Below are 24,292 nucleotides of genomic sequence, written 5' to 3'. Positions count from 1 at the left end.
GCGGCGGCTTATTGGCCAACTTACTGGCCGGCCTCGACCGTATCGGCCGCGTCTACCGTGACCGGCAGGCCGTTCGCGCCAACCTTCGCCGGCGCATTGCGCAGCGCGTGCTGACGGCCGATCGCGTGATACTCGATACCGAGTTCGAGCAGCGCGTCCGGCTCGTACAGATTGCGGCCGTCGAAAATCAGCGGCGTGGTGAGGCTCTCCTTGAGCGAACCGAAATCCGGACTCTTGAAGACCTTCCATTCGGTCAGGATCACCAGTGCGTCGGCGCCCTCGGCCGCTTCCATCTCTTCGTTCACGAACGACAGGCGCGCATGCTGTTGCGGCACGTCCTTCAGATCGAGTGCGAACACGCGCTTCGATTCGTCGATCGCGACCGGGTCGTAGGCCTTCACCCGCGCGCCACGGCGCAGCAGTTCGGCGATCAGCGGACGGCTCGGCGCCTCGCGCATGTCGTCGGTGTTCGGTTTGAACGCAAGGCCCCACACGCCGAAGGTGCGATCCGACAGGTCCTCGCCCAGACGATCGACGATTTTCTGCGCAAGGATTTTTTTCTGCGTGTCGTTGACGGCTTCCACCGCTTCGAGAATGCGCAGATTGGCCTTATGGTCGGCCGCCGTGCGAATCAGTGCCTGCACGTCTTTCGGGAAGCACGAACCGCCGTAGCCGCAACCGGCATACAGGAAGTCGTAGCCGATCCGCGGATCGGAGCCGATGCCGCGGCGCACCGCTTCGATATCCGCGCCGACGCGGTCGGCCAGATTCGCGAGTTCGTTCATGTACGAGATACGCGTGGCGAGCATTGCGTTGGCCGCGTACTTGGTGAACTCGGCCGAACGCACGTCCATGTACAGCGTGCGTTCGCGATTGCGGTTGAACGGCGCATAGAGACGCTTCATCAGCTCGCGCGCTTTTTCGCCGGGCACGTCTTCATCGCAGCCGAGCACGATGCGGTCGGGGCGCGTGAAGTCTTCCACGGCCGCGCCTTCTTTCAGGAACTCCGGATTCGACACCACGGAGAACATGTGGCTCGCGTTGCGCGCGGCCAGTTCCTCGGCGATCACGTCGCGCACGCGCGAAGCCGTACCGACCGGCACCGTCGATTTGTCGACGATCACCTTGAAGCCCGTCATATGGCGGCCGATATTGCGCGCGGCGGCGAGCACGTATTGCAGATCCGCGGAACCGTCTTCGTCGGAGGGCGTGCCCACCGCGATGAACTGGATGTCGCCGTGCGCGACCGCGGCCTCGATGTCGGTCGAGAACTTCAGGCGGCCTGCCTTGCGATTGCGCGCGATGATTTCCTGCAGACCCGGTTCATGGATCGGCACGCCGCCGTTGTTGAGCACGTCGATCTTGCGCTGATCGACGTCGAGACAGAACACGTCGTGGCCGATGTCGGCGAGACATGCGCCCGTCACGAGGCCTACGTAGCCACTACCGATGATCGTCAGGTTCATGTATTACACCTCGGAAAATGGAGTTGATTCAGGAGAGCGGCCGCGCGTTGCGCGGCTGCGCCTCAATATGCGTTGCTGCCCACAAAACCCTTCCACAGCGTCAGCACGACGATCTTGATGTCGAGCCAGAAGGTCCAGTGCTGCATGTAGTACAGATCGAGCTTGACGCGGCCCATCATCTTTTCGATGCGATCGGTCTCGCCGCGATAGCCGTTGATCTGCGCCCACCCGGTGATGCCCGGTTTGATCCGGTAACGGTGCATGTAGCCCTTCACCAGATCCTTGTAGATATCGTCGTGTTCGAGCGCGTGCGGACGCGGACCCACGACCGACATCTCGCCGCGCAACACGTTGATGAATTGCGGCAATTCATCGAGGCTGGTGCGCCGCAGGAACGCGCCGACCGCGGTGATACGCGGATCGCGCCGGGTCGCCTGGGTGATCTTGCCGGCCTCTTCCTTGTGCATCTTCATCGAGCGAAACTTGTAGATCTCGAACTGGTTGCCGTCGATGCCCTTGCGCTTCTGGCGGAAGAACACCGGGCCTGGCGAGCTCACCTTCACCATCACCGCGATCACCAGCATCACCGGCGACAGCGCGGTCAATGCCGCCAGCGCAAACAGCCGGTCGAAGATGCGCTTGGGCAGCACGCGCAGATCGGTGATCGGCGAGGCGGCCAGGTTGATCGCCGGCACCCCGAGCAGATCCACCATCGGCTGATTGAAGAGCGTGAGGCTGCGAACGTCCGGAATGAAGCGGATGTTCACGAAGTCGTTCTTCAGGTCCATCACGAAGCGATGGATCGCCTTCTCCTTCGAGATCGGCAGTGCGAGCCACAGTTCGCGAATCGCACGCTGACGCACCAGTTGAAGCATCCGCGAGTAATCGCGCTCGACCGGCACGCCTTCGATCGCGTCGCTCGCATCCGGATCTTCATACGGGTTGATCGTGCCCTCCTCGTCGAACACCACGACGGGGCTAAAGCCCGCTTCCGGACGGCTGCGCATCTGTTCGATCAGGAAGCGCCCATACGGCGCGCCGCCGACGATCGCCACCGCGCGCTGATTGAAGCCTTCGCGGCGCAGTCCGCGCAGGATCGAGTAGACGATCACCTTGGTGACGATCAGCAGCACGATCGTGGCGATAGCCCAGTAAAGGAGCCACAGACGCGACAGGCTGTCCGAACGGTGCAGGCTGAAGCTGATCAGGATGCCGGTGATCTCCACCATCACCCAGCCGCCCGCAACGCGGCACAGCAGGTCGTAGAGCGGCTTGCCGCGCCACGACTGATAGATCCCGAGCGCAGGAAAGAACACCACCACGAGCAGGCAGTCGAACGCGAGCGACACACTTTGGACGTCGTCCAGCCACGCCAATTTCCCGCTGTGCACGGCCGTCGCGATAGCCGCGCCGAGCGCGACCATGGCGATGTCGATGATTCTCGATAGAACGCTCAGCATGCGCTGCCCCTCAGTTCGTCAGTCAAGTGCCATCCGTTGGTTGGTTGAATTCCCGTCACACTCATTACGTCCGGCCACCGGGAGCGCAACGCCGGTATTCGCGCCTGCAGATCGATGCGCGGCGCGAAACTGATTGAACCGGTGTTAATTGCCCTGCCGCTTTCCGGATTAAAAAAATTCCTGAACGGACGATCCGGAAAACAGGTGTCGAAATGAGTGAATACCCTTGTACAGGTATAGATAAAGCGGTATTAAAATTCGGACTGCAAGACAGCAAAATATCTCAAAATGTATCGGTCAAATTTTCAGCATTTTTTCCGAATTTTGTGCGGCAATTGTTACCGAATTGGCGTTTGAGAGACCCGTTTATCGCCGTTCTGGAGGCGGATCTGAGCCAAGCTGTCCGTTTTCCTACGAAGCTTACGCCTCGCCTTTCGTCCCTATTCTGCGTCATTCCGCCAGATAAAAAAATGGTCCGTGATTTTTTTCGGGTAATTTTTCTTTTTTAAAAATTATTCGGACATTTTTTCTTCACGAAACGAACAACTTTATTCGACGTTTTATATAGTTTCTATTTAACGCGCTTTTATTGATTCTTTACTTCGTGATAAAACTCGACGCATTCACCCAGCCTCGAGGAGTCCATCATGACAGCTCCGGTTACGGCCACACCTGCCGACACCCGGTCCACGCAAGCTATGCACCTGAACGTCAAACTCAAAGTTCATCCCGTGATTCTGGCGGGCGGCTCCGGTACACGGTTGTGGCCGATGTCGCGCGAGCAGCATCCGAAACAGCTGATTGGCCTGCTCGGCGACGACTCGCTGCTGCAGTCGACCACGCGCCGGCTCGACGGGCTCGAAACGGGCCATCCGCTTGCGGAGCAACTCGTCGTGGTGGCCAACGAAGAACAGCGCTTCACCACGGCCGAGCAATTGCGCACGAGCGGCAAGCCGACCCGGCTGATTCTCGAGCCCGCTGGGCGCGATACGGCGCCGGCGCTGACGGTGGCTGCCCTTTCGATCGCCGCGCAGGACGAGGACGGCATCATGGTCGTGATGCCCGCCGATCACGCGGTGACCGACAGCGCCGGTTTTCATGCAGCGGTGGCGGCCGGCGTGCAGCATGCGGCAGCCGGCCATATCGTGACGATGGGCATCGTACCGACGCGTGCGGAAACGGGTTATGGCTACATTCGCATTGGCGCGGCGCTTGGCACGCCTAATGACGCTCGCGCAACGGACACCGATGCGGCCGGCAAGGTCGGCGCGCACAAGCTGGATCGCTTCGTCGAAAAACCGCATCTGGAACTGGCGCAGCGGTATATCGAATCGCAGGAATACTGGTGGAACAGCGGCATTTTCATCATGCGCGCCTCGACCTGGCTGAAGGCGATCCGCCACTTCCAGCCGGCGATTTACGAAGCCTGCGACGCGGCCTTCGCAGGCGGCAAAGCGGACGGCGATTTCTTCCGTCTGCAACGCGACGCGTTCAGCGCCTCGCCGTCGAATTCGATCGACTACGCGGTGATGGAGCAACTGGGCAACGATCAGACCGCTGCATCCGGCGTGGTTGTGCCGCTGCAAGCGGGCTGGTCGGACGTGGGTTCGTGGGACGCGATCTGGGACATTTCGGAGAAAGACGCCGATCGGAACGTGGGGCGCGGCCACGTGATGTTCGAAGGGGCAAGCTCGACCTTCGCGCATTCGGAAGGACGCCTGATCGCCTGCGTCGGCACGCAGGATCTCGTGGTGGTCGAAACGGCGGATGCGATTCTGGTCGCGGACAAATCACGCGTGCAGGACGTCAAGAAGATCGTCGGACGGATTCGCAACGATGGCGGACTGGAAGCGACCAACCATCGCAAGGTGCATCGCCCGTGGGGCAACTACGATTCCGTCGACACCGGCGAGCGCTTCCAGGTCAAACGCATCGTCGTGAAACCCGGTGCGCGACTCTCGCTGCAAATGCATCATCACCGCGCGGAACACTGGATCGTCGTGCGCGGCACCGCACTCGTCACGCGGGGTGAAGAGCGCTTTATCGTCTCCGAAAACGAATCGGCTTATATTCCGCTGGGCGTCACCCACCGTCTCGAGAACCCGGGCAAGATGCCGCTCGAAATGATCGAGGTGCAGTCGGGCTCGTATCTCGGCGAAGACGATATCGTGCGTTTCGACGACACGTATGGACGTCAATGATTCACAACGAATGAAGCGGGAACCTGCGGCTGTTGCTCCTGACGGCCGCGGGGTATTGCTGTACTGCTAACCGCCGCGCTCACCCCGCATGGGAGATGAGTTCTGGATACGACGGATAACGATCTGATGCACTGCTTTCGGTTGCGGGTGCGGCCGGTTCGCTGGGATAACGGCGCAGCGGTCCGCGGAATGCATTGAGCGGACCGTGCAAAGGCCCACCGTGATTCACAGCGACCGGCTCCGGCACATGACGCATGGCCGGCAACGGACGCGCCACTGCCGCAGCCGCCACCGTGGCATTAACTGCAGGTGCGGCCTCGGCTGCAGCCTGCGTACGGCATTCACGGTCGATCCACTGCCGCGCCCATTCGAGCGCGTATTGCTCCGCCGCGTCGGCCTCGGCAAAGCGCGGACCGACGAGGCCGGAACGCTCGACGCGTTTGCCGTCCTTCATGATCTCCGCCCACGCGCGATACATGGCGTTGGGCACCTGCTCCGCCGCCACGTAGATCACATAGCCGCGCCGGTCGGCGACTTGCGTGCCGCGTGGCGCGAGGCTCATCGACAGCGAGCTGCGCTGCTGATCTTCAAGCTGTTGCGTGCGGCGTGCCGACGCGATAGCCGAATCCAGACCGTGCATTGCCGTGTCCACCGCCCGCGCTTCCTCCATGCCTTGCAGACCAGCGCGCATGGCAGGCCGTGCCGCGGGTGATGCAGGTGCAGGTGCCGAGGGGACCGAACGCGTACGCGACACCGGCGGCGCGTTTGTCATACCCGTCGTCATTCCGGACAACTGGCGCGTGATATCGGCGAACGGATCCGCCGAACGCCAGTTGCTCGGGCTGCTCGATACGCCGGGCGCCTGCCACGATTCGGGGCTCTTCCACGACACACCGCGCAGACCTTCGTCGCGCACGCTGGGGGTTTCGGCTACAGGTACAGCCGGTTTGGCCGCGACAGGCGGCGCCGGTTGCGGGACGTACGCGAAGGTACGCCCGGTTTGCGACAACAGCCGAACCATCTCGAGGAGGGTGCCGTTCAACTGCCATTCTTCAAAACGGCGCCGGCATGTAGGACCCGACGGATAGCGGCCCGGCAATTTCGACCAGGGTTCGCCAGTTGTCAGAATCCACAGAACGGCATTCGCCACGATGCGCGGTTCGGCGCGGGGCCGACCGCGTCGGTTCAGACGGACGGCCGGCTCATCAGAGACAAGCGCTGCCAGCAGCGCCCATTCGTCATTGCTTAGCTCATCGAAAAACATTGGGTTTTCTCCACGCAGCCTGGCCGGGCCGCGGCTTTGGGCGGCCACGGATTCAATTTTCACGATCCGTGTGCAGCCCGCGGTTGCACAAATATGTTTTGTACGTTCTGTTTGGGGGTCAATAGCGCACTGGGTTAGTGCGGTTTGTCCCTATTGCGAAGCACAAAACGTGGTCTCACTCGTGCATGGGAGAATTTGTGCACGAAGCATACCATCACCAGGGTTTGCGTGAATATCGTTGAGACAAGTGTTACGGATGGAAACAATCTTGTCCTTTTTGCTGCGTCATTTTTCGTATTGCCGTAACAGAACCACCGTCGGTTCCGGCGCCGAAAGGCGTTATTGCACAGCACAATGGCGCGGCAACGACGGCGAATTGCATTTACGAAATCGGCATTTGAGTCACAACGCATTTCGATGCATTTTGAAGGTATTTCCGCCCGGCTGCGGAATGTCTCGGCGCAGCGTTTTGACAGCACCTGAGTGACATCGGGACGCGATTGTCGTCGAAGCGAACACAGCGCTTCTTCATGCTGTTCGCATTCCTCTCGACGCCGTGCGAGCGCGGCTGTTCGCGCTAGCTTCTAGCGCACGGGGTTCGCCGCGCCCTCACCCACCACGGTCATCCATGGGCGGACGCGCCAGCGCGTTACGAGCCCTGCGAGCACGTACGGATCGGCTCTGGCAAAGGCTTCGGCGGCTTCGGGAGAGTCGCCTTTGAAGAGCAGCACGGCAGTGTCCACAGGCTCGGTCAAGGCTCCGGCCAGTTGCAATTTACCGCGCTCCGCTGCCGCCCAGGCGAGAGCCAGATGGGCGTCGCGATACGCGCCACGCCTCTCGAGGTAGTCCGGCACGAGGTCATACATCAACAGGTAGTGCATGGCGAGCCTCCTTTGGCTTGCGTGACTGAGACGACGGGCGGCGCATCGGCGCAGGAATTCCAGTCAAGACTACCCCTATGATCTTCAACGGGATTTTCTGCCGATTTCCTATTCATTTGCACCTGCAGCAATGCAAATTGGATGTTTAGAATTTGATCGTCCATATGGAATGACGCCGGCCTAATTCATTTGCATACGCCTCGCCAATTAATCCGGATTGCATAACATATTTTTGCACTGCTGCGATTCGATCGTTTTATCCCCCCGGGGGGCCGCCAACCCCGCTGCGTAGGGGAAAACCAGCGTGCTCGCCTGTCAACCGGAATGCCATTCCGTCCGTTCTGGCAGACAGCATTTGCCATAATCGACGTGCCGAGGGGTCCTGGACGCCGTTGACGCCCACGCGCATGAACGACCAAAAACGTTTTCACCACCGATGGAGTGTCACATGAAAATCCAATCCGCTATCGCTGCGCTGGTGCTGGGTACTGTCCTCGTTTCGCCGGTGTTCGCGCAGAACAGCCAGCAAACGAAAATGGCCGACTGCAACAAGCAGGCTGGCGACAAGAAAGGCGACGATCGCAAGGCCTTCATGAAGACCTGCCTGTCCGCCAAGCCGGCCGCCGCCGCACCAATGAGCCAGCAGGACAAGATGAAGGCGTGTAACACGCAAGCCGCCGGCAAGAAAGGCGACGACCGTAAGGCCTTCATGAAGACCTGCCTGTCGTCCGCGCCGGCTAACTAAACACGAGGCAATCGGCGCGGCCCACGCGCCGCGTGTCTGGCCGCGTATTGCTCGAACAGGGCCGCGCCATTTTCCGGCGCGGCCGCTGTCTTCCTTCTGTCCTGACTCCCACTCTCCGTCGCCGCTTATCTCCCGGCAGCCGCCCTCGCGCGACCTATCCCTTCGCAGTCCATCCGCGCGAACGCGCCGTTTTTCTTCTATGATGGCTGCGGAGACGGCCCACCCCCATAAACAACATTAGACGGGCCGCCATCTTGTCGTTGGTGCTGCAGAGCATCGATCGGAGGCAAGGATGGTATCGAAGCATAAAAACCGCTGGTTGAGGCGGTGGCTGGTCGTCATCATATTCTGGGCCGTGCCCGTGGCGATCGTTGCAGTCAGCGAGATCCGGGAGGAAATGGCGTATAACGCCGTCGACCTCGACCGTGCGCTGACCACCTGGAATTTCACCGACGCACAACGCGCCGCCGGCGCGCCCGCGCGCTGCCGCGGCAAGCCCGACGAGGCGCAAGCCGCCGGCTGCCCGGCCGATGTGCTGGCGGCCAATGCACCGCGCCAGCAGGACGCCCGCAACGAATACAGCGTGCGCCGCTCCACGCTTATGGGTTACCTCTGGCATGCGTTCGTCGGCTACTGGATCGTCCCGGCCGTCACGCTGTTCCTGATTGGCGTATTGATCGGCATGATTCGCCGCGTGCTGCGGCGCCCGCCGGTCAAAAGTCCGGCAAACCATGGGTGAGGACGCGGATGCAGCATCGAGGCAACACTTTCAATTCGATTTCAATGCGAATCGTGAACGCGAAAAATCGGTAAAAACCGGTCCTCCATACGGTTTCGACCCGAGCGCCGATGAGCCGGTCCCTGCGCGGTTCGATCCGTCAGAAGCCCATTCGAAGGCGCTGTCCGAGCGTCTTTCAACGCCCTCCCGCCACCGGTCAGAATTACAGCAGCGCGCCTTGCGACGGGTCGCAAACCCCCGCCCCACAAGGCTTTTCGCCGAACCACGAAGTACGCCGTCTACGCTTGCGTGTGATATAACTTAAAGGCAACCCGGCAACACCATATGAGGTTGTGCCCAGGAACCATGATGGAGAAAAACGATGCAAAGACGAAACTTCATGCTGAAGACTACCGCTGCGCTCGCTTTCGGAGGCCTTGCACTCGCTGGTTGCACGACTAACAGCGGCAACCCCAGCACACCCTCCACTGATGCCTCCAAACGCCAGTCGATCGACGCCAGCGTCGACGGCACCATGTCGCGCCTGTTCACAACCGTGAAGGGTTCGCGCGAACTCGTCTCCAAGGCGCGCGGCGTACTGGTGTTCCCGTCGGTACTGCAAGCAGGCTTCATCGTTGGCGGCCAGTATGGCGAAGGTGCGCTGCGCGTAGGCGGCGGCACGGTCGGCTACTACAGCACGGTTTCCGGCTCGCTCGGTCTGCAGGCGGGCGCGCAATCGAAGGCCATCGTCTTCCTGTTCATGACGCAGGACTCGCTCGACACATTCCGCAATGCCGATGGCTGGTCGGCGGGCGGCGACGCCTCCGTCGCGTTGGTGAAGATGGGCGCCAACGGCGCGATCGACACGACCACGGCGACGGCCCCGGTCGAAGTATTCATTTTGACCAATGCCGGCCTGATGGCCGATATCTCGCTGCAGGGCACCAAGGTAACGCGCCTGAAGATCTAGGCTCGCGGCCCCGCGCGATCCCGTGTGATCCCGCGTGATCCGGTTGCCGGCCCCAGACACAGCGGCAATAAAAAAACGGCGATGCGTAGTGCACATCGCCGTTCTTTTTCATGCCGCCGTGTGGGCCGGTTTTACGCCGCTCAACTCCCCGACGTATCGATCACCTTGAAGCGCGAACGCTTCTGCGCGCGAATCACCGACTGATACGCATCCACATACTGTTGCGCCATCCGGTGCGACGTGAAGCGCTCTTCGAAGCGTTGCCGCACGCCCGCCCGCGGCATCTTGTGCAGGCGATTGACCGCCGCCACCGCGCCGATCTCGTCTTCGACAATGAAGCCTGTCACGCCGTCGTCGAGCACTTCCGGTACCGAGCCGCGGTTAAACGCAATCACCGGCGTGCCGCACGCCATCGCTTCGATCATCACGAGGCCGAACGGCTCCGGCCAGTCAATCGGGAAGAGCAGCGCATGCGCGCCGGATAGAAACTCCGCCTTCTGGTTATCCGCGATCTCGCCGATGAACTCGACATACGGCAAGTCCAGCAACGGCCGGATTTCGCGTTCGAAGTATTCGCGATCGGCAGCGTCCACTTTCGCGGCAATGCGAATCTGCATGCCGCAGCGTCCGGCAATCCGGATCGCGGTATCGACGCGCTTTTCCGGCGAGATACGGCCAAGAAACGCGAGGTACTTCTGCTCGACCGGTTGCGGCGTGTAGAGCTGCTCCGGCAGACCGTGATAGACGGTGGTGAGCCACTTGGCCTGCGGCAACGGATGGCGCTGCGAATTCGAAATCGAGATCACGGGCGCGGTGTTGAAGGTGTCGAACACCGGCTGTTGTTCGGGCAAATCGAGGCGGCCGTGCATCGTCGTGACGAAGGGTGTCTCCTGGCGCTTGAAGACCGAAAACGAGTAATAGTCGAGGTGAAAATGCAGCACGTCGAAGTTTTCGGCCTGGCGGCGCACCAGTTCCATCAACAGCATGTGGGGCGCGATGCGGTCGCGGATACCCGGGTCCAGACGCAGCGCACGCGGCCAGACGGGTTCGAGCTTTGCACTCGTGACGGAGTCGCCGCTCGCGAACAGCGTCACGTCATGGCCGAGATCGACCAGTGCCTCGGTGATGTAGGACACGACGCGCTCCGTGCCGCCGTATAGCTTCGGCGGCACCGATTCGGTCAAAGGGGCGATCTGCGCAATCTTCATATTTTGTCTCCGTGAACTGACGGCTCGCGCCGATGGCGGTGCACGTCAGCGGCGCCGCTTATGACAGCGCCGGTCCTTCTCCATCAATGCAGTGAACGCCGGGCGTCCGCCTGCACCATCCGCATCACACCATTATTCACCAGGGCGGAACAAAAAAACCCTTGGCCTTGCAATTCCTGTGCGCTGTTACATTCGACTTACATCCGATGGCGCGCCTATTATCCGCTCAGGTATGTAGCTTAGGTACGTAGCCTGGGTACCTCGCCTGCCGATTGCCCTCAACCAGATCACGTGGCCACGGTTATCGCGCCGGCCATTTCCACGGCGGCAGGTCGCGATTGTCCGCATCGGTGATGCGCGTGGCGCCAAAGTGCTTCTCGAGCACGATCGACTGGCTGCCGTCCTCTCGTTCGAGCGCCGCGATCAACCGCGCCGCGTGCGACACCACCAGCACCTGGGAATGCGCGGAAGCCCGCGCGATCAGGCGCGCCAGCGCCGACAGCAGGTCCGGGTGCAAGCTCGTCTCCGGTTCGTTCAGCACCAGCAACGCGGGCGGACGCGGCGTGAGCAGCGCGGCCACCAGCAGCAGATAACGCAAGGTGCCGTCCGACAGTTCCGCGCCCTTCAGCGGCCGCAGCAGGCCGTGTTGCTGCATCGATACTTCGAAGCGGCCGTCCTGCGAGGAGGCGACGTCGAGGCGCGAACCGGGAAAGGCGTCGTCGATGGCGGCATCGAGCGCAACCGGGTCGCCGATCTCGCGAATGGTTTGCAAGGCCGCGGCGAGGTCCGCGCCGTCGTTGGAGAGCACCGGGGTGTGCGTGCCGATCTGCGGCAGACGCACGGCCGCTTCGGCATCGGTGCGGAAATGATCGTAAAAGCGCCACGAACGAATCTGCTCGCGCACCGTGATCATCTCGGGAGCGGTCCGTGGGTCGGAGAACTCCGTCATCATGCTGTCGAAACTCGCGACAGGTTGAGGGATGGTTTGCCACTCGCCCTGCTCGTCACGCGTACGCAGCGCTGCGCCGTGCCGGTCGACCAGCAAGGCCGACGGCCGCAGCACCGGCCCGCTCCAGATGCACTCGCGTTTGATGGTGGGGTCGAGCGGGAAGCGGGTGGCCCTGTCGAGCGGCGGCAACCCGAGATCGATCGCATAACCGAACTCATCGCCGGAAAATCCAAGCCGCAGACTCACCGGCTCTTTCCGGCGCGTGCCCTCGACTGGCAATTCTCCGGCCAGTACCGCGCGCGAGAAACGTTCAGGCCCAGCCCACAACGTGGATTGCAAACCACCCTCACGCGCAAGCGATGTAATCACCCCGCCGCGCGCCGTCTCGGCCAGCAAACGCAACGAGCGATACACGCTCGATTTGCCGCTGCCATTCGCGCCTGTGATGACATTCAACTGCCCGAGCGGCACGATCAACTCGCGCAGCGACCGATACCCCGCGATGGCCAACGTCCTCAGCATGCGGACACCTTTCGATCAAACGCGCGCTGCCGGGCGCTCAGTAAAACCATTCTGTTCAAACGCACCATCATTTATGTCCACCGCCCTTGCCCGGCGTCTGCACGGGCACACTGCGCAAATCGTTCAGGAAGCTATCGCGCCACACGCCGAGATCGTTCTTGCGCAGCGCCGCCATATTGATCTCGTGACGCCGCTGGCGTGCATCGAGCGGCATTTGCAACGCGCGCTGCAAGGCCTCGCACATGCCGATCGCATCGTGCGGATTGACCAGCAGCGCGCCAGTCAACTCCGCCGCCGCACCGGCGAAAATCGACAGCACCAGCACGCCCGGATCGTCCGGATTCTGCGCGGCGACGTATTCCTTCGCGACCAGATTCATGCCGTCGTGCAACGGTGTGACAAAGCCGATCTGCGACTCACGAAACAGCGACATCAGTTTCCAGCGGTCGTACTGCTGATTCAGGTAGCGGATCGGCGTGTAATCGAGGCCCGAATAACGGCCGTTGATGCGCCCTGCTTCGTATTCGAGATCCTGGCGGATCTTCTGATAGGTGGCGACGTCCGAACGGGTCGGCGGCGCGATCTGCACGAGCGTCACGTTGCCGCGCCATTCGGGTGAGCGTTCCAGCAGTTGCTCGAAGGCGCGAAAACGTTCAACGAGTCCCTTCGAATAATCGAGCCGGTCGACGCTCATGATCAGCTTGCGGCCCTCCAGACTCTGCTTCAGGTCGAGCACGTGCTGGCGGCTTTCGTAGCGCTCGGCCTGTTCGGCGATTTCATCGGGGAACACGCCGATCCGATAGACGCCCGTGCGCAGCTTGCGGCCGAAGGCTTCCACATGGTTGCCTCCGCTCACGGTGCCGCGCGCGTGGCGCGTCACGTAGTCGTGGAAAGCGAGTTCATCGGTTGCGGTCTGGAAGCCCAGCAGGTCGTAGCACGAGAGCGATTTCACCAACTCTTCGTGCGGCGGAATGTTGAGCAGAATCTGCGGCGCGGGAAACGGAATGTGCAGGAAGAAGCCGATGCGGTTCGTGATGCCCTCGGAGCGCAGTGCTTCGGCGAACGGGATCAGATGGTAGTCGTGAATCCAGATCACATCGTCGGGTTCGAGCAGCTTGATCAGCTTGTGCGCAAGCCATGCGTTGACGCGGCGGTAGCCGGCATACTCGTCGCGCTCGTAGCGTGCAAGGTCGTTACGGTAGTGGAAGACGGGCCAGAGCGTCGCGTTCGAGAAACCGCGGTAATACTGGTCGTAATCCTTGCGCGTGAGCCCGACGGTCGCGAAGGTCACCGCGCCGTCCTGCTCCAGCGTCGGACCGGCGTTGGCGACGGTCTCGCTCACCACGTCGCCGCTCCAGCCGAACCATACGCCGCCCGCGTCCTCCAGCGCGCCGAACACGCCGACCGCGAGGCCGCCTGCCGACCCTTTGGTTTCCGTCGGCGTTGCGACGCGATTCGACACGACGATCAGTCGGCCCATGTTGGTAGTCCTCCTTTGTTCGCACGGCACGGCGTTCGCGCTTCAGGGGCTGGTGACGCCTCGAGCGCTGCAACACTTCGATGACGTCAAGCGGCTGCAAAACGCGCGATGCCGCGCCAGGTTCGTGAGTCAGATGGACGATTCGACCGCCTGGGTGTCCGATCAGTTGCACTCATCTGCGCTGCATGCGGCGCTACACCTTTTCCTTCACCTGCTGCAACGGATCGCCCGCCTGATGACGACCGGCGCGGCTTGCCACGGGATCGGCCTCGGTGTGCGCGGCGGTGCTGCCGGCGGGCGTCTGCGTGCTGCGCGGCACCCAGTCGGCGGTTCGCCCTTGCCGGTTTCGAGTTCGGCCGACACGTCGGCGCGCAACCGTGGCATCGCGTGGAGCGGGCACTACGCGGGCGAGGCCATTGGCCGAACAGGCGGCAAAATGCCGAGGGAGCGGGCATGAGCGCGAAGGCCACGCCCCGCTGATGACACTGACGCTGACGAGCGCTGAAACAGCGGCGCGCGCCGTCCAGATTTGAGGCTTCCGGCGCGGCATGCCTGTAGACATCTTAGGCGTTCGTCCGCCAGGACCGGGGATAGGTGCTTAAGCCGGCGGCCTGTGAAAGCGGGCGGCCGGGTTTAAGCCGGCCAGAAACACGCCTCAAGGCTCAAGCCGGCTGAAACGCCCGACGTGCCCGATTCGGGCACGCGGCGCAAACGTCAGCCGCGACTCACATCAAATTCAAATCAGCTACCGCTCTTGCAAGGAAATGCCTTGCCGAGCCCGAGCGAGATCGCCGTGCTGGCGTTATAGCCCGCGACGATCGGATTCTCGGCGATGTACTTGCGTACCGCGTCGGTGAGTTGCGCCGAGCGCGCGTCCGGCGGCAGGCAGTAGTACTGGCCGACGCGCGGCCCGGTGGTGCCGCCGATCGCGTCGATCGTGTTGAAGATGCCGTCGGCAGCGCCTTCGATATACGCGGCACACGCACTACGCGATGCCACATCGGTTTTCGTGCACAGCTTGTTGAGGTCGCCTCCCGTAAACGCGGCTGCCGATAACGGTACGGCAAGCGCGCTGGCGAAAATCAAAGCCCGCAGCATGGTGTTCCTTTCCAGGGTCGTTTATCAGGCGGTCTTGCGCCGCATCGAACCGGCGCGCCTCGCAACACGCCAAGTCGTCATTCTGCACTGTTTTGCGAAGCGGCAGGCATGCCAACGGGTGCTATCTTCAGGCAAATTTGTGGCCCAGGGAACCGACAGCCGGTGTCCGTGAAGCTGGCGCCCCGGTGGCCGGTTCTCCGGCTTTTCGCGCACTTCACTTCTGTTGCATCTGCTGCAGGCGCGCGGTGAGGCCTTCGACCACGTCCGGTTCCTTATAGGTCTTCGCGAAATCCAGCGCGGTCAGGCCGATCTGGTTCTTCACCGTGAGGTCCGCGCCGTTATCGAGCAGGAGCTTCACCGTCGACACGTGACCGCCGCGCGCGGCCATCATCAGCGGCGTGGTGCCGTTCGGCGAGCCGGCGTCGACGTAGGCCGAATGGTCGAGCAGCACCTTGACGATATCGTCGTGGCCGTTCGCAGCCGCATAGTGCAGCGGCGCCCAGCCCTTCTTGTTGACTTCGGCGTCCTTCGCGATCAGCAGGTTGACGAAGTCGAGGTCGCCGCCCAGCGCGGCCATCATCATCGCGTTCTCGCCGGCTTTATCCTGGATCTCGATGTCGGTTTTCGGATTGGCAATCAGCGCCGCCCCCACCTTGTCCGACTTCTCGCGCGCGGCGATCACCAACAGCGGGATGCCCTGGTTGTCGACACTGTTCGGGTCCATGCCCTTGGCGAGCAGCTTGTTGACACCGTCGACGTCGTCGAATTTCACCGACTTGATGAGCGAGTCGATCGGCGCGGCCTGAACCGGCGAAGCGACCAGCGAAGTCAGCGCGGCGCAGGCAAACGTTGCGGCCAGCGCGAGGCGCGACACGCTGCGGCGTGCCGAACCGAGGGCAATTTGCGCCGCTGAAGTCTCTTGAATCGCCGCCGTCGAAGTCGAATAATTTGTCATGTTTTACTTTAGGAAACTTCCCTATCCATTTGATATTTATTGGCTTTACCGATCACACACCAGCCGGCGCGGGAATCTTGAAGAGCCGGAAGAAGTTTTGTGTCGTCGCGGCGGCCAGTGCCGTATCCGGCATCTCGCGCTGTTGCGCGATGAAGCGTCCGACATAACTTACGTACGCAGGTTCATTAGGCTTACCGCGATACGGCACGGGCGCGAGGTACGGCGAGTCGGTTTCGATCAGCAAACGCTCGAGCGGCACGCGGCGCGCAACGTCCTGCACGTCGGTCGCGCTCTTGAAGGTGACGATGCCCGACAGCGATATGTAAAAATTCTGCGCCAACGCCTGCTCGGCGACCGCCCACGGTTCGGTGAAGCAATGCATCACGCCGCCCGGCTCGCTCGCGCGCTCCTCGGCCATGATGCGCAGCGTGTCTTCCGACGACGACCGGGTGTGGATGATCAGCGGTTTCTTCGTGGCGTGCGCCGCGCGGATATGGGTGCGGAAGCGCTCGCGCTGCCATTCCATATCGGCAATCGTGCGGCCTTCCAGGCGGTAGTAGTCGAGGCCGGTCTCGCCGATCGCGACCACCTTCGGATGCTCGGCCAGCTCGACGAGTTCGGCGAGACTCGGCTCGCGCATGTCCTCGTGGTCGGGATGCACTCCAACCGACGCGTAGACGTTCTCGTACTGGTTGGCGATCGCCAGCACGGACGGCAGCGTCTCCAGATCGACCGATACGCACAGCGCATGCGTGACCGAATGGCTGCGCATGTTCTCGAGCACCTGCGGCAGGCGGTCGGCGAGTCCTTCAAAGTTGATATGACAGTGCGAATCGACAAACATGATGATGTCCTGCTGATAAGTAGCTGGGTGTGAATCTGGCTGTAAATCGTGGCTGTAAATCAGGCCGCGGCCGGCTCGAGCCGTTTGCCGAGAATCACCAGATCGCGTTCCACGCCGTCCAGCACCGCGACGCGCGGCAGCGACCCCCACGTGTCGAAACCGAAGCCGCGGAACAGGCGCAGGCTTGCGTCATTGTGGCCAAAGATAAAGCCCAGCACGGTGTCGATGCCGAGCGTCGGCGCCACTGCCAGCGAGGCTGCCAGTAGTTGCTTGCCGAGACCCTTGCCACGCGCGCTTTCGTCCAGATAGATGCTGACTTCGGCGGTACGCAGATAGGCCGGGCGGCCGTAGAAATCCGAGAAGCTCAACCACGCGATCACGCGGCCGGACTGCTGCGGATCTTCCACCACCCACAGCGGACGCTTGTGCGGCCCGTGCGCATGAAACCACGCCAGACGGCTTTCGACGCTCACCGGCTCGAGATCGGCGGTGACTTGCCGCGACGGCACGGTTGAGTTGTAGATGGCGACGATCGCGGGCAGATCGTCGAAGGTCGCATCGCGGTAGGAAAGGCTCATGGTGCTTTGACGTGAGATGGAAGGCGAATCGGCGGACGGATGCATGGATCATGCGTGGCGGGTTAAGGCACGCCAGCCTTGCACACACCGGCGGCCATCAAAGTTGATTTACGCAAACAGCTCGCGATAGCCGATAAACAGTTCTTCGAACACCAGCCGCGCGTTCAGCGGATGGTTCTCGACAGCGCGCTGGCGCGTCACGGTGCGCATGAAGCGCGCGAACGCGCTGGCGTCGGCTTGCGACGCACAGCGCGACAACGCCGTCGACGCCTGCGGGAAATAACGCGGCGTGCCGGCCGTGCGCTGCGCCAGCAAATCGTACATCCAGCGTTGCAGCCAGCCGAGCACGAGCGGTACCGGCAGCTTCTGCAGCGCCTCGCCGCAGGCGAAGGCGTCGCAATCAGCGCCGGCGGCCAGTTGCTTCAGGGTCCAGTCGCGCAGCGTGCGGTTCTCGTCACTCGCGAGAGCGAGGGCCGTGAGCGGCGCGCCGCCGGCTTCGGCGAGCAGCGCGGGCGCTTCGGCGACGCCTTGCGCGGCGAGCCACTTCGTGGCGACTTCCGGCGCGGGCATCGTCATCGGCCATTGGCGGCAACGGCTGATGATGGTGGGCAGCAGGCGATCGACGCGCGCCGACACCATCAAAAACACCACGCCCGCCGGCGGTTCTTCGAGCGTTTTCAGGAGCGCGTTGGCCGCGGCGATGTTCAGCCCCTCGGCCGGATACAGCACGACCACGCGCGCACCGCCACGATGCGACCCAACGCCGACGAAATCAAGCAAGCCACGAATCTGCTCGATCTTGATCTCCTTGCTGGGCGCGCGCGTCTTCTTGCCTTCGTCGCCGTCGGCCTTTTCGGCTTTTTCGTCCGCGGCGCTGGCGAGTCCGGCTTCGGCGGCCAGCGCTTCGGGCACGATGATCCGATAGTCAGGATGATTGCCCTGCGTGAACCAGTTGCAGGCGACGCAGGCGCCGCACGGCTCGCCGTTGGCCTGCTGGGCTTCGCACAAAAGCCCCTGCGCGAGGTGCTGCGCGAAGCGCAGCTTGCCGATCCCCGCCTGGCCATGCAGCAGCAAAGCGTGCGGCCAGTGTCCACGCAACTGCTGCAGGCGGTTCCAGTCATCGGCTTGCCACGGATAAATCATCGCTTCTCTTTAAAATCAATCGGTTGACGACGCTTGATGAGACACCACACGAACTTCGTCATCCGTTATAACTCGGGATTATATTCTTTTAAAATCAAAGAACTGCGATCAACTCTTCAAGTTGCTTCTGAATTCGCACGATGGTCTGCGAAGAGTCAATGATAGCGAACCGGTACGGCGCTTCTTCCGCGCGGCGCAGATATTCGGCACGGGTGCGATTGAAAAATGCCTCCGACTCGCTTTCGAACCGATCCGGATCGCGCGCGGCGCTGCGCCGTTCGCTGGCAACCTCCGGCGTCAGATCGAACAGCACCGTCAGGTCCGGCTGAAAACCGCCCTGCACCCAGCGCTCCAGCGTTTCCAGCTTGTCGCGCGGCAGGCCGCGGCCGCCGCCCTGGTACGCAAAGGTCGCGTCCGTGAAGCGGTCGGACAGCACCCAGTCGCCGCGCGCCAGCGCCGGCTCGATCACCTCGGCCAGATGCTGGCGGCGCAGCGCGAACATCAGCAATGCCTCGGTTTCGAGGTCCATCTTCTGATGCAGCACGATTTCGCGGATCTGTTCGCCGAGCGGCGTGCCGCCCGGCTCGCGCGTCATCACGACCGAGCGGCCGGTGCTCGCGACTTTCTCTTCGAGGCGTTCGCGAAACCAGCCTAGGTGGGTGGTCTTGCCGGCACCGTCGATGCCCTCAAACGTTATGAATTTGCCCCGCGCCATCATTGCCCTCGAATGTATTTGTCCACGGCCTTGTTGTGATCGCCGAGGGTGTCAGAAAAGATACTGCTGCCGTCGCCGCGCGAAACGAAATACAGCGCGGTGGACTGCGCCGGGTTCATCGCCGCCTGCAGCGATGCGACACCGGGCAGCGAGATGGGTGTTGGCGGAAGCCCCATCCGGGTGTAGGTATTGTAGGGAGTGTCGGTCTGCAGGTCTTTCTTCCTGATGCGGCCCGTGTAGCTGTCGCCCATGCCGTAGATCACGGTGGGGTCGGTTTGCAGCGGCATGCCCACGCGCAGACGGTTCGCGAACACGGCCGCCACCATCGGCCGGTCCGATTTCTTGCCGGTTTCCTTTTCGATGATCGACGCCATCGTCAGCGCATCGTACGGCGTCTTGTACGGCAGGTTCGGCGAACGCGCGGTCCACGCTTCGTCCAGACGCAACCGCATCAGCCGGTACGCGCGACGGTACACGTCCAGATCGCTGGTGTTCTTGTCGAACAGATAGGTGTCCGGGAAAAACAGCCCCTCGCCGTTGCCGAGCGACGCTTCCGGCGCGTTGATCGCGCTCATCAGATCGGTGTCGCTCATGCCGATCGTGTCGTGCTTGAGCGCCGGATTGGCGTCCAGCTCGGCGCGCATGCGCTTGAAGGTCCACCCTTCGATAATGGTCGCCACATATTCGTTGACGTCGCCGCGGGCGATTTTTTGCAGCACTTCGTACGGCGTGATGCCCGTCTTGAACTCGTAGTTGCCCGATTTCAGATCGCTTTGCAGACCGAGCAGCCGCGTCATGATGATGAACAGTTCAGGCTCGACCGGCACGCCGCCGCGGTTGAGCTGCAGCGTAACGCTGCGCAGGCTGCTGTGCGGCTTGACGGTGACATCGAGTTGCGCGGGGGTCAAATCGAGTGGGCTGGTGGCCCAGTGATATCCGCCTGCGATTGCTGCTGCGGCCAGCACAACGACGATTGAGCCGGCGACGAAACATTTCTTCAGAAGGGTCATGCGAAACTGGGCTGGGTTGGACCTCATATAATACTTGTTTGCCTTAGCTAAAGTCAGAATTGACTGTTCCCGGAATCCATGAACACACCGCTCGCTACCGCTTCAGGCACGCCTTCAGTTGCGCCCGCAGTTGCTCACACGGGCACCGCTGCGACGGCACAGGCTTCCGCACCCGTCGGACTTCCTGCTTTGCCGCGGCCCGCCGCTGAGGAATTCGACGCTGTCATCGGGCAAGGCGCCTACATGCCGCTAACGCAGTTCGGCGTGATCGACGCGACCGGCGACGACGCGGCGAGCTTCCTGCATGGCCAGTTGACCAACGACACGCAGCACCTCGACGCAGCCAATGCGCGCCTTGCGGGCTATTGTTCGGCCAAGGGTCGGCTGCTGGCGTCGTTCCTGACGTGGCGCACCGGCGAGACGATCCGCTTGCTGGTGTCGAAGGACGTGCAGGCCGCCGTGCAGAAACGGCTGTCCATGTTCGTTCTGCGCGCCAAGGCCAAGCTGGTTGATGCGAGCGGCGAACTGGCAGTGGTGGGTCTCGCGGGCGACGTGCGCAAAGCGCTTTCCGGCGTGTTCGATGCGCTGCCCGACGGCGTGCACGTCCAGGTGGACGGCACGGCGGGGTCGCTGATTCGCGTTCCGGACGCGCTGGGCCGGCTGCGCTATCTGTGGGTCGGCCCGAAGGCCGCGGTCGAGGCGCGCCTGCCCTTGCTCGACGAAAAGCTCAAGCGCGTATCGCCGGCGGTATGGGATTGGCTCGACATTCGCGCAGGCGAACCGCGCATCACGCAGCCGGTGGTCGAGCAGTTCGTGCCGCAAATGGTCAACTTCGACGTGCTCGGCGCGGTCAATTTCCGCAAAGGCTGCTATCCGGGTCAGGAAGTGGTGGCGCGCAGCCAGTATCGCGGCACGATCAAGCGGCGCACCTCGCTCGCGAACGTGACGGGTGAACTGGCGACGGTCAGGGCCGGAGCCGAACTTTTCCATTCGAACGATCCGGGCCAGCCGTGCGGGATGGTGGTGAATGCGGCGTCGGCGCCGGAGGGTGGTGTCGACGTGCTGCTGGAGATCAAGCTGGCGGCGCTCGAAGGCGGCACGGTGCATCTGGGCGCGGCGGAGGGGCCGGCGCTGACGTTCCTGGCGTTGCCGTATGGGTTGCCGACTGAGGTTTAAACGCCGAAACCCGAGCGGCGCAATCGAGCGCCGCTTTTTCATGGCATCTGTTCCTCCACTGCCCTCACCGGGAGACACCACCCGATGTGCCTGATCGTCTTCGACTGGCGGCCCGATGCGGTCGACGGACCGCTTCTCACGCTCGCCGCGAATCGCGACGAATTTTTTCGCCGTACCGCGGAGCCGATCAACTGGTGGCATGACGCGCCGACCGTATTGGCCGGCCGCGATCTGGTGGGCGGCGGCACGTGGCTGGGCATGTCGCGCGATGGCCGCTTCGCCGCGCTGACCAATTACCGCGCGCCGCATGAAATGCGCGCCGATGCGCCGACCCGCGGCACGCTTGTGAGCGACTGGCTCAGTGACCCGGCAAAAGGCTCGGACAACGGGCCGCACGAAACGCCGCTCGACTATCTGCAACACGTCGCGCAAACGGGCGACATCTACAACGGATTCAATCTGCTCGTCGGCGACTGGACGCGCCGCGAGCTCGGCTGGTACTGCAACCGGTCGAACACTGCACCCACACTGCTCGAGTCCGGCACGCACGGCATCTCGAACGCAGTGCTCGATACCGCCTGGCCGAAGCTGGTTAAAAAGCGCGCGGAACTGGGCGCCATGCTTACGCGTGATGCAATGCCGCCGCTTGAGCGCCTGATCGATCTGATGCGCGATCCGCGCCTCGCGCGCGATGACGAATTGCCGTCCACCGGTATTCCGCTCGAACGGGAGCGCGCGTTGTCGGCGGCGTTTATCGAAACGCCGGAATATGGCACGCGTGGCACGACCGCGGTGCGCGTGGTGGCGCATGGCGAGGTGATCAGCGTGGCGGCCGCCGAACGCAGCGACGATAACGGCTCGCACCGGATCGTACGGCCCGGCGACTTCGAGCGCAGCTTCGCGTTCAATGTCGAGCGCGAGATCGCCTGACGCGAGTTTGACGGCCGCCTGGCCGTTTTACACGGAACGACGATTACTCCACACCGAACGCCACCCGCAAAGCCGCGGCGGCATCCGCATGTGCCTCTGCGACGTCAGGCACGTAGCCACCCATCTTGAAGAACTCGTGAATCATGCCCGGGTAGCGTTTTAGCGCAACCCGGTTGCCCGCTGCGCGTAGTTTCTCCGCATACGCGTCGCCTTCGTCGCTTAAAGGATCGTATTCGGCGGTCGCGATCCATGCCGGTGCAAGGCCGCTGAAATCAGGCGCGCCGCGCGTCCCGTCGAGCGGCGCGAAACGCCAGTCGTCGCGGTCGCTTTTATCTCGCACGTATTGGTCGAAGAACCATTGAATCGTGTCGCCCGACAGCAGGAAGCCATCGGCGAGGCGCGAGTGCGAATCGGTTTGCTGATAGCCCGTGGCGCCCGGATAAATCAACAATTGCAGCACGAGCTTGATGCCCGCATCGCGTGCCAACACCGCGCACACCGTTGCCAGCGTGCCGCCCGCGCTATCGCCGCCCACCGCCAGCCGCTCCGCATCGATGCCGTACTCCGCGGCATGCGTGTGCAGCCAGGTCAACGCATCGAATGCGTCTTCAACGGCGGTGGGAAATTTGTACTCGGGTGCGAGCCGGTAATCGACCGACAGCACCGTGCAACGTCCGTCGCGCGCGAACATCCGGCACAACGCATCGTGCGTAGCGACGCTGCCGACCGTAAAGCCCCCGCCGTGGTAATACACCAACGCCGGCGCAGGCTCGGCCCAGCTCGGCTCGACAGGTTGATAAAGCCGCGCACGAATCGTCGCGCCGTCGCGTGTCGGCACGCGCAGGTCTTCTATCGCGAACATTGGCGCGCTCGCGATCTCCAGGATCGGCGCGCTTTTTTCGTAGGACGCGCGCGCCTGTTGCGGAGTCAACTCGTGAAGTTGCGGGCGCTTCGCGCGCGCGATCATGTCGAGCACCTGCTCGATTTTCGGGTTCAGCGGCATTGGGCGTCGAGTGGCGCGTGGTCGGCGAAGGTTAGTGGTTCAAAAGTGGGGAAACAGCACCTAGCTCGCGTTCTTCACTTCGGGCTTCAGCGACATCGGATCAGTCGGATTGCGCAACTGCTCGATGTCCTCGTGACGCAGCTTCACCGTCGCCATGATGCCCGGATGCGTGACGATGTAGAAACGCCGCGCAGCGATCGCTTCGAACGTGATGTCGGCGACGTCGGCTGCGGTCAGCTTGCCCGATTGCACCGCGCGTTGCAGTTGCTTGCCGGCGGCGATCTGCGAGCGGGTCGGCCTGCTATCGTTGCGCAAATCCGCGGGCCGCGCGCGTTCCGCGTCGGCGATGCCGGTCGGCACGAAGGCCGGACACAACAATGAACAGCCGACTGCACCGCCCTCCGTATGCCCGGCTTGCGCCAACTGCAGGTCGTGATAAAGCGTCTCCGTCAACGACACGACGGCGTGCTTCGAGGCGTTGTAGATGCCCATCGCGGGCGGCGACAACAAGCCCGCCACCGACGCCGTGTTGACGATATGCGCGGGTTCGTTCTGCCGCAGCATGATCGGCGTGAAGGCGCGCACGCCGTGCGCGACGCCCATCACGTTGACGTTGAACACCCACGCCCAGTCGTTCGCCGTGCTTTCCCAGAGGAAGCCGCCCGAGCCCACGCCCGCGTTGTTAAAGAGCAGATGGACTTTACCGAAGGCGTCGAGCGCCGCTTGCGCGAGCGCTTCGACCTGGGCGGCATCGGACACGTCGGTCGGCACGCCAATCGCCTCCGCACCGCCGGCGCGCAATGCGTCGACGGTTTGCGCGAGCGCCTCGGGATTCACGTCGGCGAGCACGAGCTTCATGCCGAGCGACGCGCCCTTCTCCGCGAACGCCCGGCCGAAACCGCTTGCCGCACCGGTGATCACCGCCACCTTGCCTTCGAATTCGAACATCCTTCCTCTCCTGAATTTAGCGGTCGGG

General features: G+C 62.7%; 23 protein-coding genes and 1 pseudogene. 7 read left to right on the top strand and 17 right to left on the bottom strand.

Translation table 11 applies throughout. The annotated features are described in order from the left end of the window. Positions 1–20 precede the first annotated feature (20 nt). Positions 21–1,466 carry a UDP-glucose dehydrogenase family protein gene (locus tag FSO04_RS08610; protein ID WP_154559273.1) on the bottom strand — a complete coding sequence of 482 codons (1,446 nt, stop codon included), beginning with the start codon at positions 1,464–1,466 and terminating at the stop codon, positions 21–23. Positions 1,467–1,528: 62 nt separating this feature from the next. Next, positions 1,529–2,926, bottom strand: coding sequence for an undecaprenyl-phosphate glucose phosphotransferase (locus tag FSO04_RS08605; protein WP_154559272.1), 1,398 nt, complete (start codon positions 2,924–2,926; stop codon positions 1,529–1,531). A gap of 212 nt (positions 2,927–3,138) precedes the next feature. Here FSO04_RS08605 and FSO04_RS08600 point away from each other — a divergent pair, with 212 nt between their 5' ends. Continuing rightward, on the top strand, positions 3,139–3,435 hold the full coding sequence (locus FSO04_RS08600) for a hypothetical protein (RefSeq protein WP_154559271.1): 297 nt from the start codon (positions 3,139–3,141) through the stop codon (positions 3,433–3,435). A gap of 138 nt (positions 3,436–3,573) precedes the next feature. Continuing rightward, entirely contained in the window at positions 3,574–5,127 is a 1,554-nt protein-coding gene (locus FSO04_RS08595; protein WP_154559270.1) for a mannose-1-phosphate guanylyltransferase/mannose-6-phosphate isomerase, read from the top strand. Between the two features lie 79 nt (positions 5,128–5,206). On the opposite strand, the gene FSO04_RS08590 is transcribed toward FSO04_RS08595, so the two are convergent. After that, complete coding sequence (locus tag FSO04_RS08590; protein WP_154559269.1) at positions 5,207–6,391, bottom strand: transposase; 1,185 nt, start codon at positions 6,389–6,391, stop codon at positions 5,207–5,209. Between the two features lie 584 nt (positions 6,392–6,975). Next, positions 6,976–7,272: a YciI-like protein gene (locus FSO04_RS08585; protein ID WP_154559268.1), complete on the bottom strand. Its 297-nt coding sequence runs from the start codon at positions 7,270–7,272 to the stop codon at positions 6,976–6,978. 448 nt (positions 7,273–7,720) lie between these two features. Between FSO04_RS08585 and FSO04_RS08580 the strand changes: the two genes are divergently transcribed. The 3 genes from FSO04_RS08580 (at position 7,721) to FSO04_RS08570 (ending at position 9,705) form a co-directional block, all read left to right on the top strand. Next, positions 7,721–8,017 (top strand): PsiF family protein, encoded by a 297-nt coding sequence (locus FSO04_RS08580; protein WP_115783158.1) that lies wholly within the window; start codon positions 7,721–7,723, stop codon positions 8,015–8,017. 292 nt (positions 8,018–8,309) lie between these two features. Further along, complete coding sequence (locus FSO04_RS08575; RefSeq protein ID WP_154559267.1) at positions 8,310–8,756, top strand: hypothetical protein; 447 nt, start codon at positions 8,310–8,312, stop codon at positions 8,754–8,756. Positions 8,757–9,117: 361 nt separating this feature from the next. Beyond that, entirely contained in the window at positions 9,118–9,705 is a 588-nt protein-coding gene (locus FSO04_RS08570; RefSeq protein ID WP_154559266.1) for a BPSL1445 family SYLF domain-containing lipoprotein, read from the top strand. A 140-nt stretch (positions 9,706–9,845) separates the two neighbouring features. On the opposite strand, the gene FSO04_RS08565 is transcribed toward FSO04_RS08570, so the two are convergent. The 11 genes and pseudogenes from FSO04_RS08565 to mltG all read right to left on the bottom strand — a co-directional run bounded on the left by FSO04_RS08565 (position 9,846) and on the right by mltG (position 20,207). After that, complete coding sequence (locus FSO04_RS08565) at positions 9,846–10,913, bottom strand: glycosyltransferase family 4 protein (protein ID WP_154559265.1); 1,068 nt, start codon at positions 10,911–10,913, stop codon at positions 9,846–9,848. A gap of 301 nt (positions 10,914–11,214) precedes the next feature. Beyond that, entirely contained in the window at positions 11,215–12,384 is a 1,170-nt protein-coding gene (locus tag FSO04_RS08560) for an AAA family ATPase (protein WP_154559264.1), read from the bottom strand. 67 nt (positions 12,385–12,451) lie between these two features. Continuing rightward, positions 12,452–13,864 (bottom strand): alpha,alpha-trehalose-phosphate synthase (UDP-forming), encoded by a 1,413-nt coding sequence (gene otsA / locus FSO04_RS08555; protein WP_154559263.1) that lies wholly within the window; start codon positions 13,862–13,864, stop codon positions 12,452–12,454. A 193-nt stretch (positions 13,865–14,057) separates the two neighbouring features. Beyond that, a pseudogene (locus FSO04_RS48490) lies at positions 14,058–14,248 on the bottom strand (mechanosensitive ion channel family protein); the annotation flags it as partial. 357 nt (positions 14,249–14,605) lie between these two features. Then, a complete protein-coding gene (locus FSO04_RS08545; RefSeq protein ID WP_054042704.1) occupies positions 14,606–14,962 on the bottom strand; it encodes a Rap1a/Tai family immunity protein in 357 nt (118 codons plus the stop codon). 214 nt (positions 14,963–15,176) lie between these two features. Further along, positions 15,177–15,917 carry an ankyrin repeat domain-containing protein gene (locus FSO04_RS08540; protein ID WP_154559262.1) on the bottom strand — a complete coding sequence of 247 codons (741 nt, stop codon included), beginning with the start codon at positions 15,915–15,917 and terminating at the stop codon, positions 15,177–15,179. 52 nt (positions 15,918–15,969) lie between these two features. Next, on the bottom strand, positions 15,970–16,761 hold the full coding sequence (locus FSO04_RS08535; RefSeq protein ID WP_154559261.1) for a TatD family hydrolase: 792 nt from the start codon (positions 16,759–16,761) through the stop codon (positions 15,970–15,972). A 59-nt stretch (positions 16,762–16,820) separates the two neighbouring features. Further along, positions 16,821–17,339 carry a GNAT family N-acetyltransferase gene (locus FSO04_RS08530; RefSeq protein WP_093633764.1) on the bottom strand — a complete coding sequence of 173 codons (519 nt, stop codon included), beginning with the start codon at positions 17,337–17,339 and terminating at the stop codon, positions 16,821–16,823. 108 nt (positions 17,340–17,447) lie between these two features. After that, positions 17,448–18,482 carry a DNA polymerase III subunit delta' gene (locus FSO04_RS08525; RefSeq protein ID WP_154559260.1) on the bottom strand — a complete coding sequence of 345 codons (1,035 nt, stop codon included), beginning with the start codon at positions 18,480–18,482 and terminating at the stop codon, positions 17,448–17,450. Positions 18,483–18,576: 94 nt separating this feature from the next. Next, on the bottom strand, positions 18,577–19,197 hold the full coding sequence (gene tmk, locus FSO04_RS08520) for a dTMP kinase (RefSeq protein WP_154559259.1): 621 nt from the start codon (positions 19,195–19,197) through the stop codon (positions 18,577–18,579). Further along, complete coding sequence (gene mltG, locus FSO04_RS08515) at positions 19,197–20,207, bottom strand: endolytic transglycosylase MltG (protein WP_154559258.1); 1,011 nt, start codon at positions 20,205–20,207, stop codon at positions 19,197–19,199. The genes tmk and mltG overlap by 1 nt, the downstream gene beginning before the upstream one ends. Positions 20,208–20,285: 78 nt before the next feature. Between mltG and ygfZ the strand changes: the two genes are divergently transcribed. After that, complete coding sequence (gene ygfZ, locus FSO04_RS08510; protein ID WP_154559257.1) at positions 20,286–21,383, top strand: CAF17-like 4Fe-4S cluster assembly/insertion protein YgfZ; 1,098 nt, start codon at positions 20,286–20,288, stop codon at positions 21,381–21,383. Between the two features lie 84 nt (positions 21,384–21,467). Then, on the top strand, positions 21,468–22,313 hold the full coding sequence (locus tag FSO04_RS08505; RefSeq protein WP_154559256.1) for an NRDE family protein: 846 nt from the start codon (positions 21,468–21,470) through the stop codon (positions 22,311–22,313). Between the two features lie 43 nt (positions 22,314–22,356). On the opposite strand, the gene FSO04_RS08500 is transcribed toward FSO04_RS08505, so the two are convergent. Together FSO04_RS08500 and FSO04_RS08495 are read right to left on the bottom strand one after the other, a co-directional pair. Further along, a complete protein-coding gene (locus FSO04_RS08500) occupies positions 22,357–23,316 on the bottom strand; it encodes an alpha/beta hydrolase (protein WP_154559255.1) in 960 nt (319 codons plus the stop codon). A 60-nt stretch (positions 23,317–23,376) separates the two neighbouring features. Further along, positions 23,377–24,264 (bottom strand): SDR family oxidoreductase, encoded by an 888-nt coding sequence (locus FSO04_RS08495; RefSeq protein WP_154559254.1) that lies wholly within the window; start codon positions 24,262–24,264, stop codon positions 23,377–23,379. Between the last annotated feature and the right edge of the window lie 28 nt (positions 24,265–24,292).

Source organism: Paraburkholderia madseniana (genome assembly GCF_009690905.1).
Lineage (GTDB): Bacteria > Pseudomonadota > Gammaproteobacteria > Burkholderiales > Burkholderiaceae > Paraburkholderia > Paraburkholderia madseniana.
The sequence above is the reverse complement of the archived record's forward strand: the minus strand, read 5'-3'. Positions and strand labels throughout refer to the sequence as shown.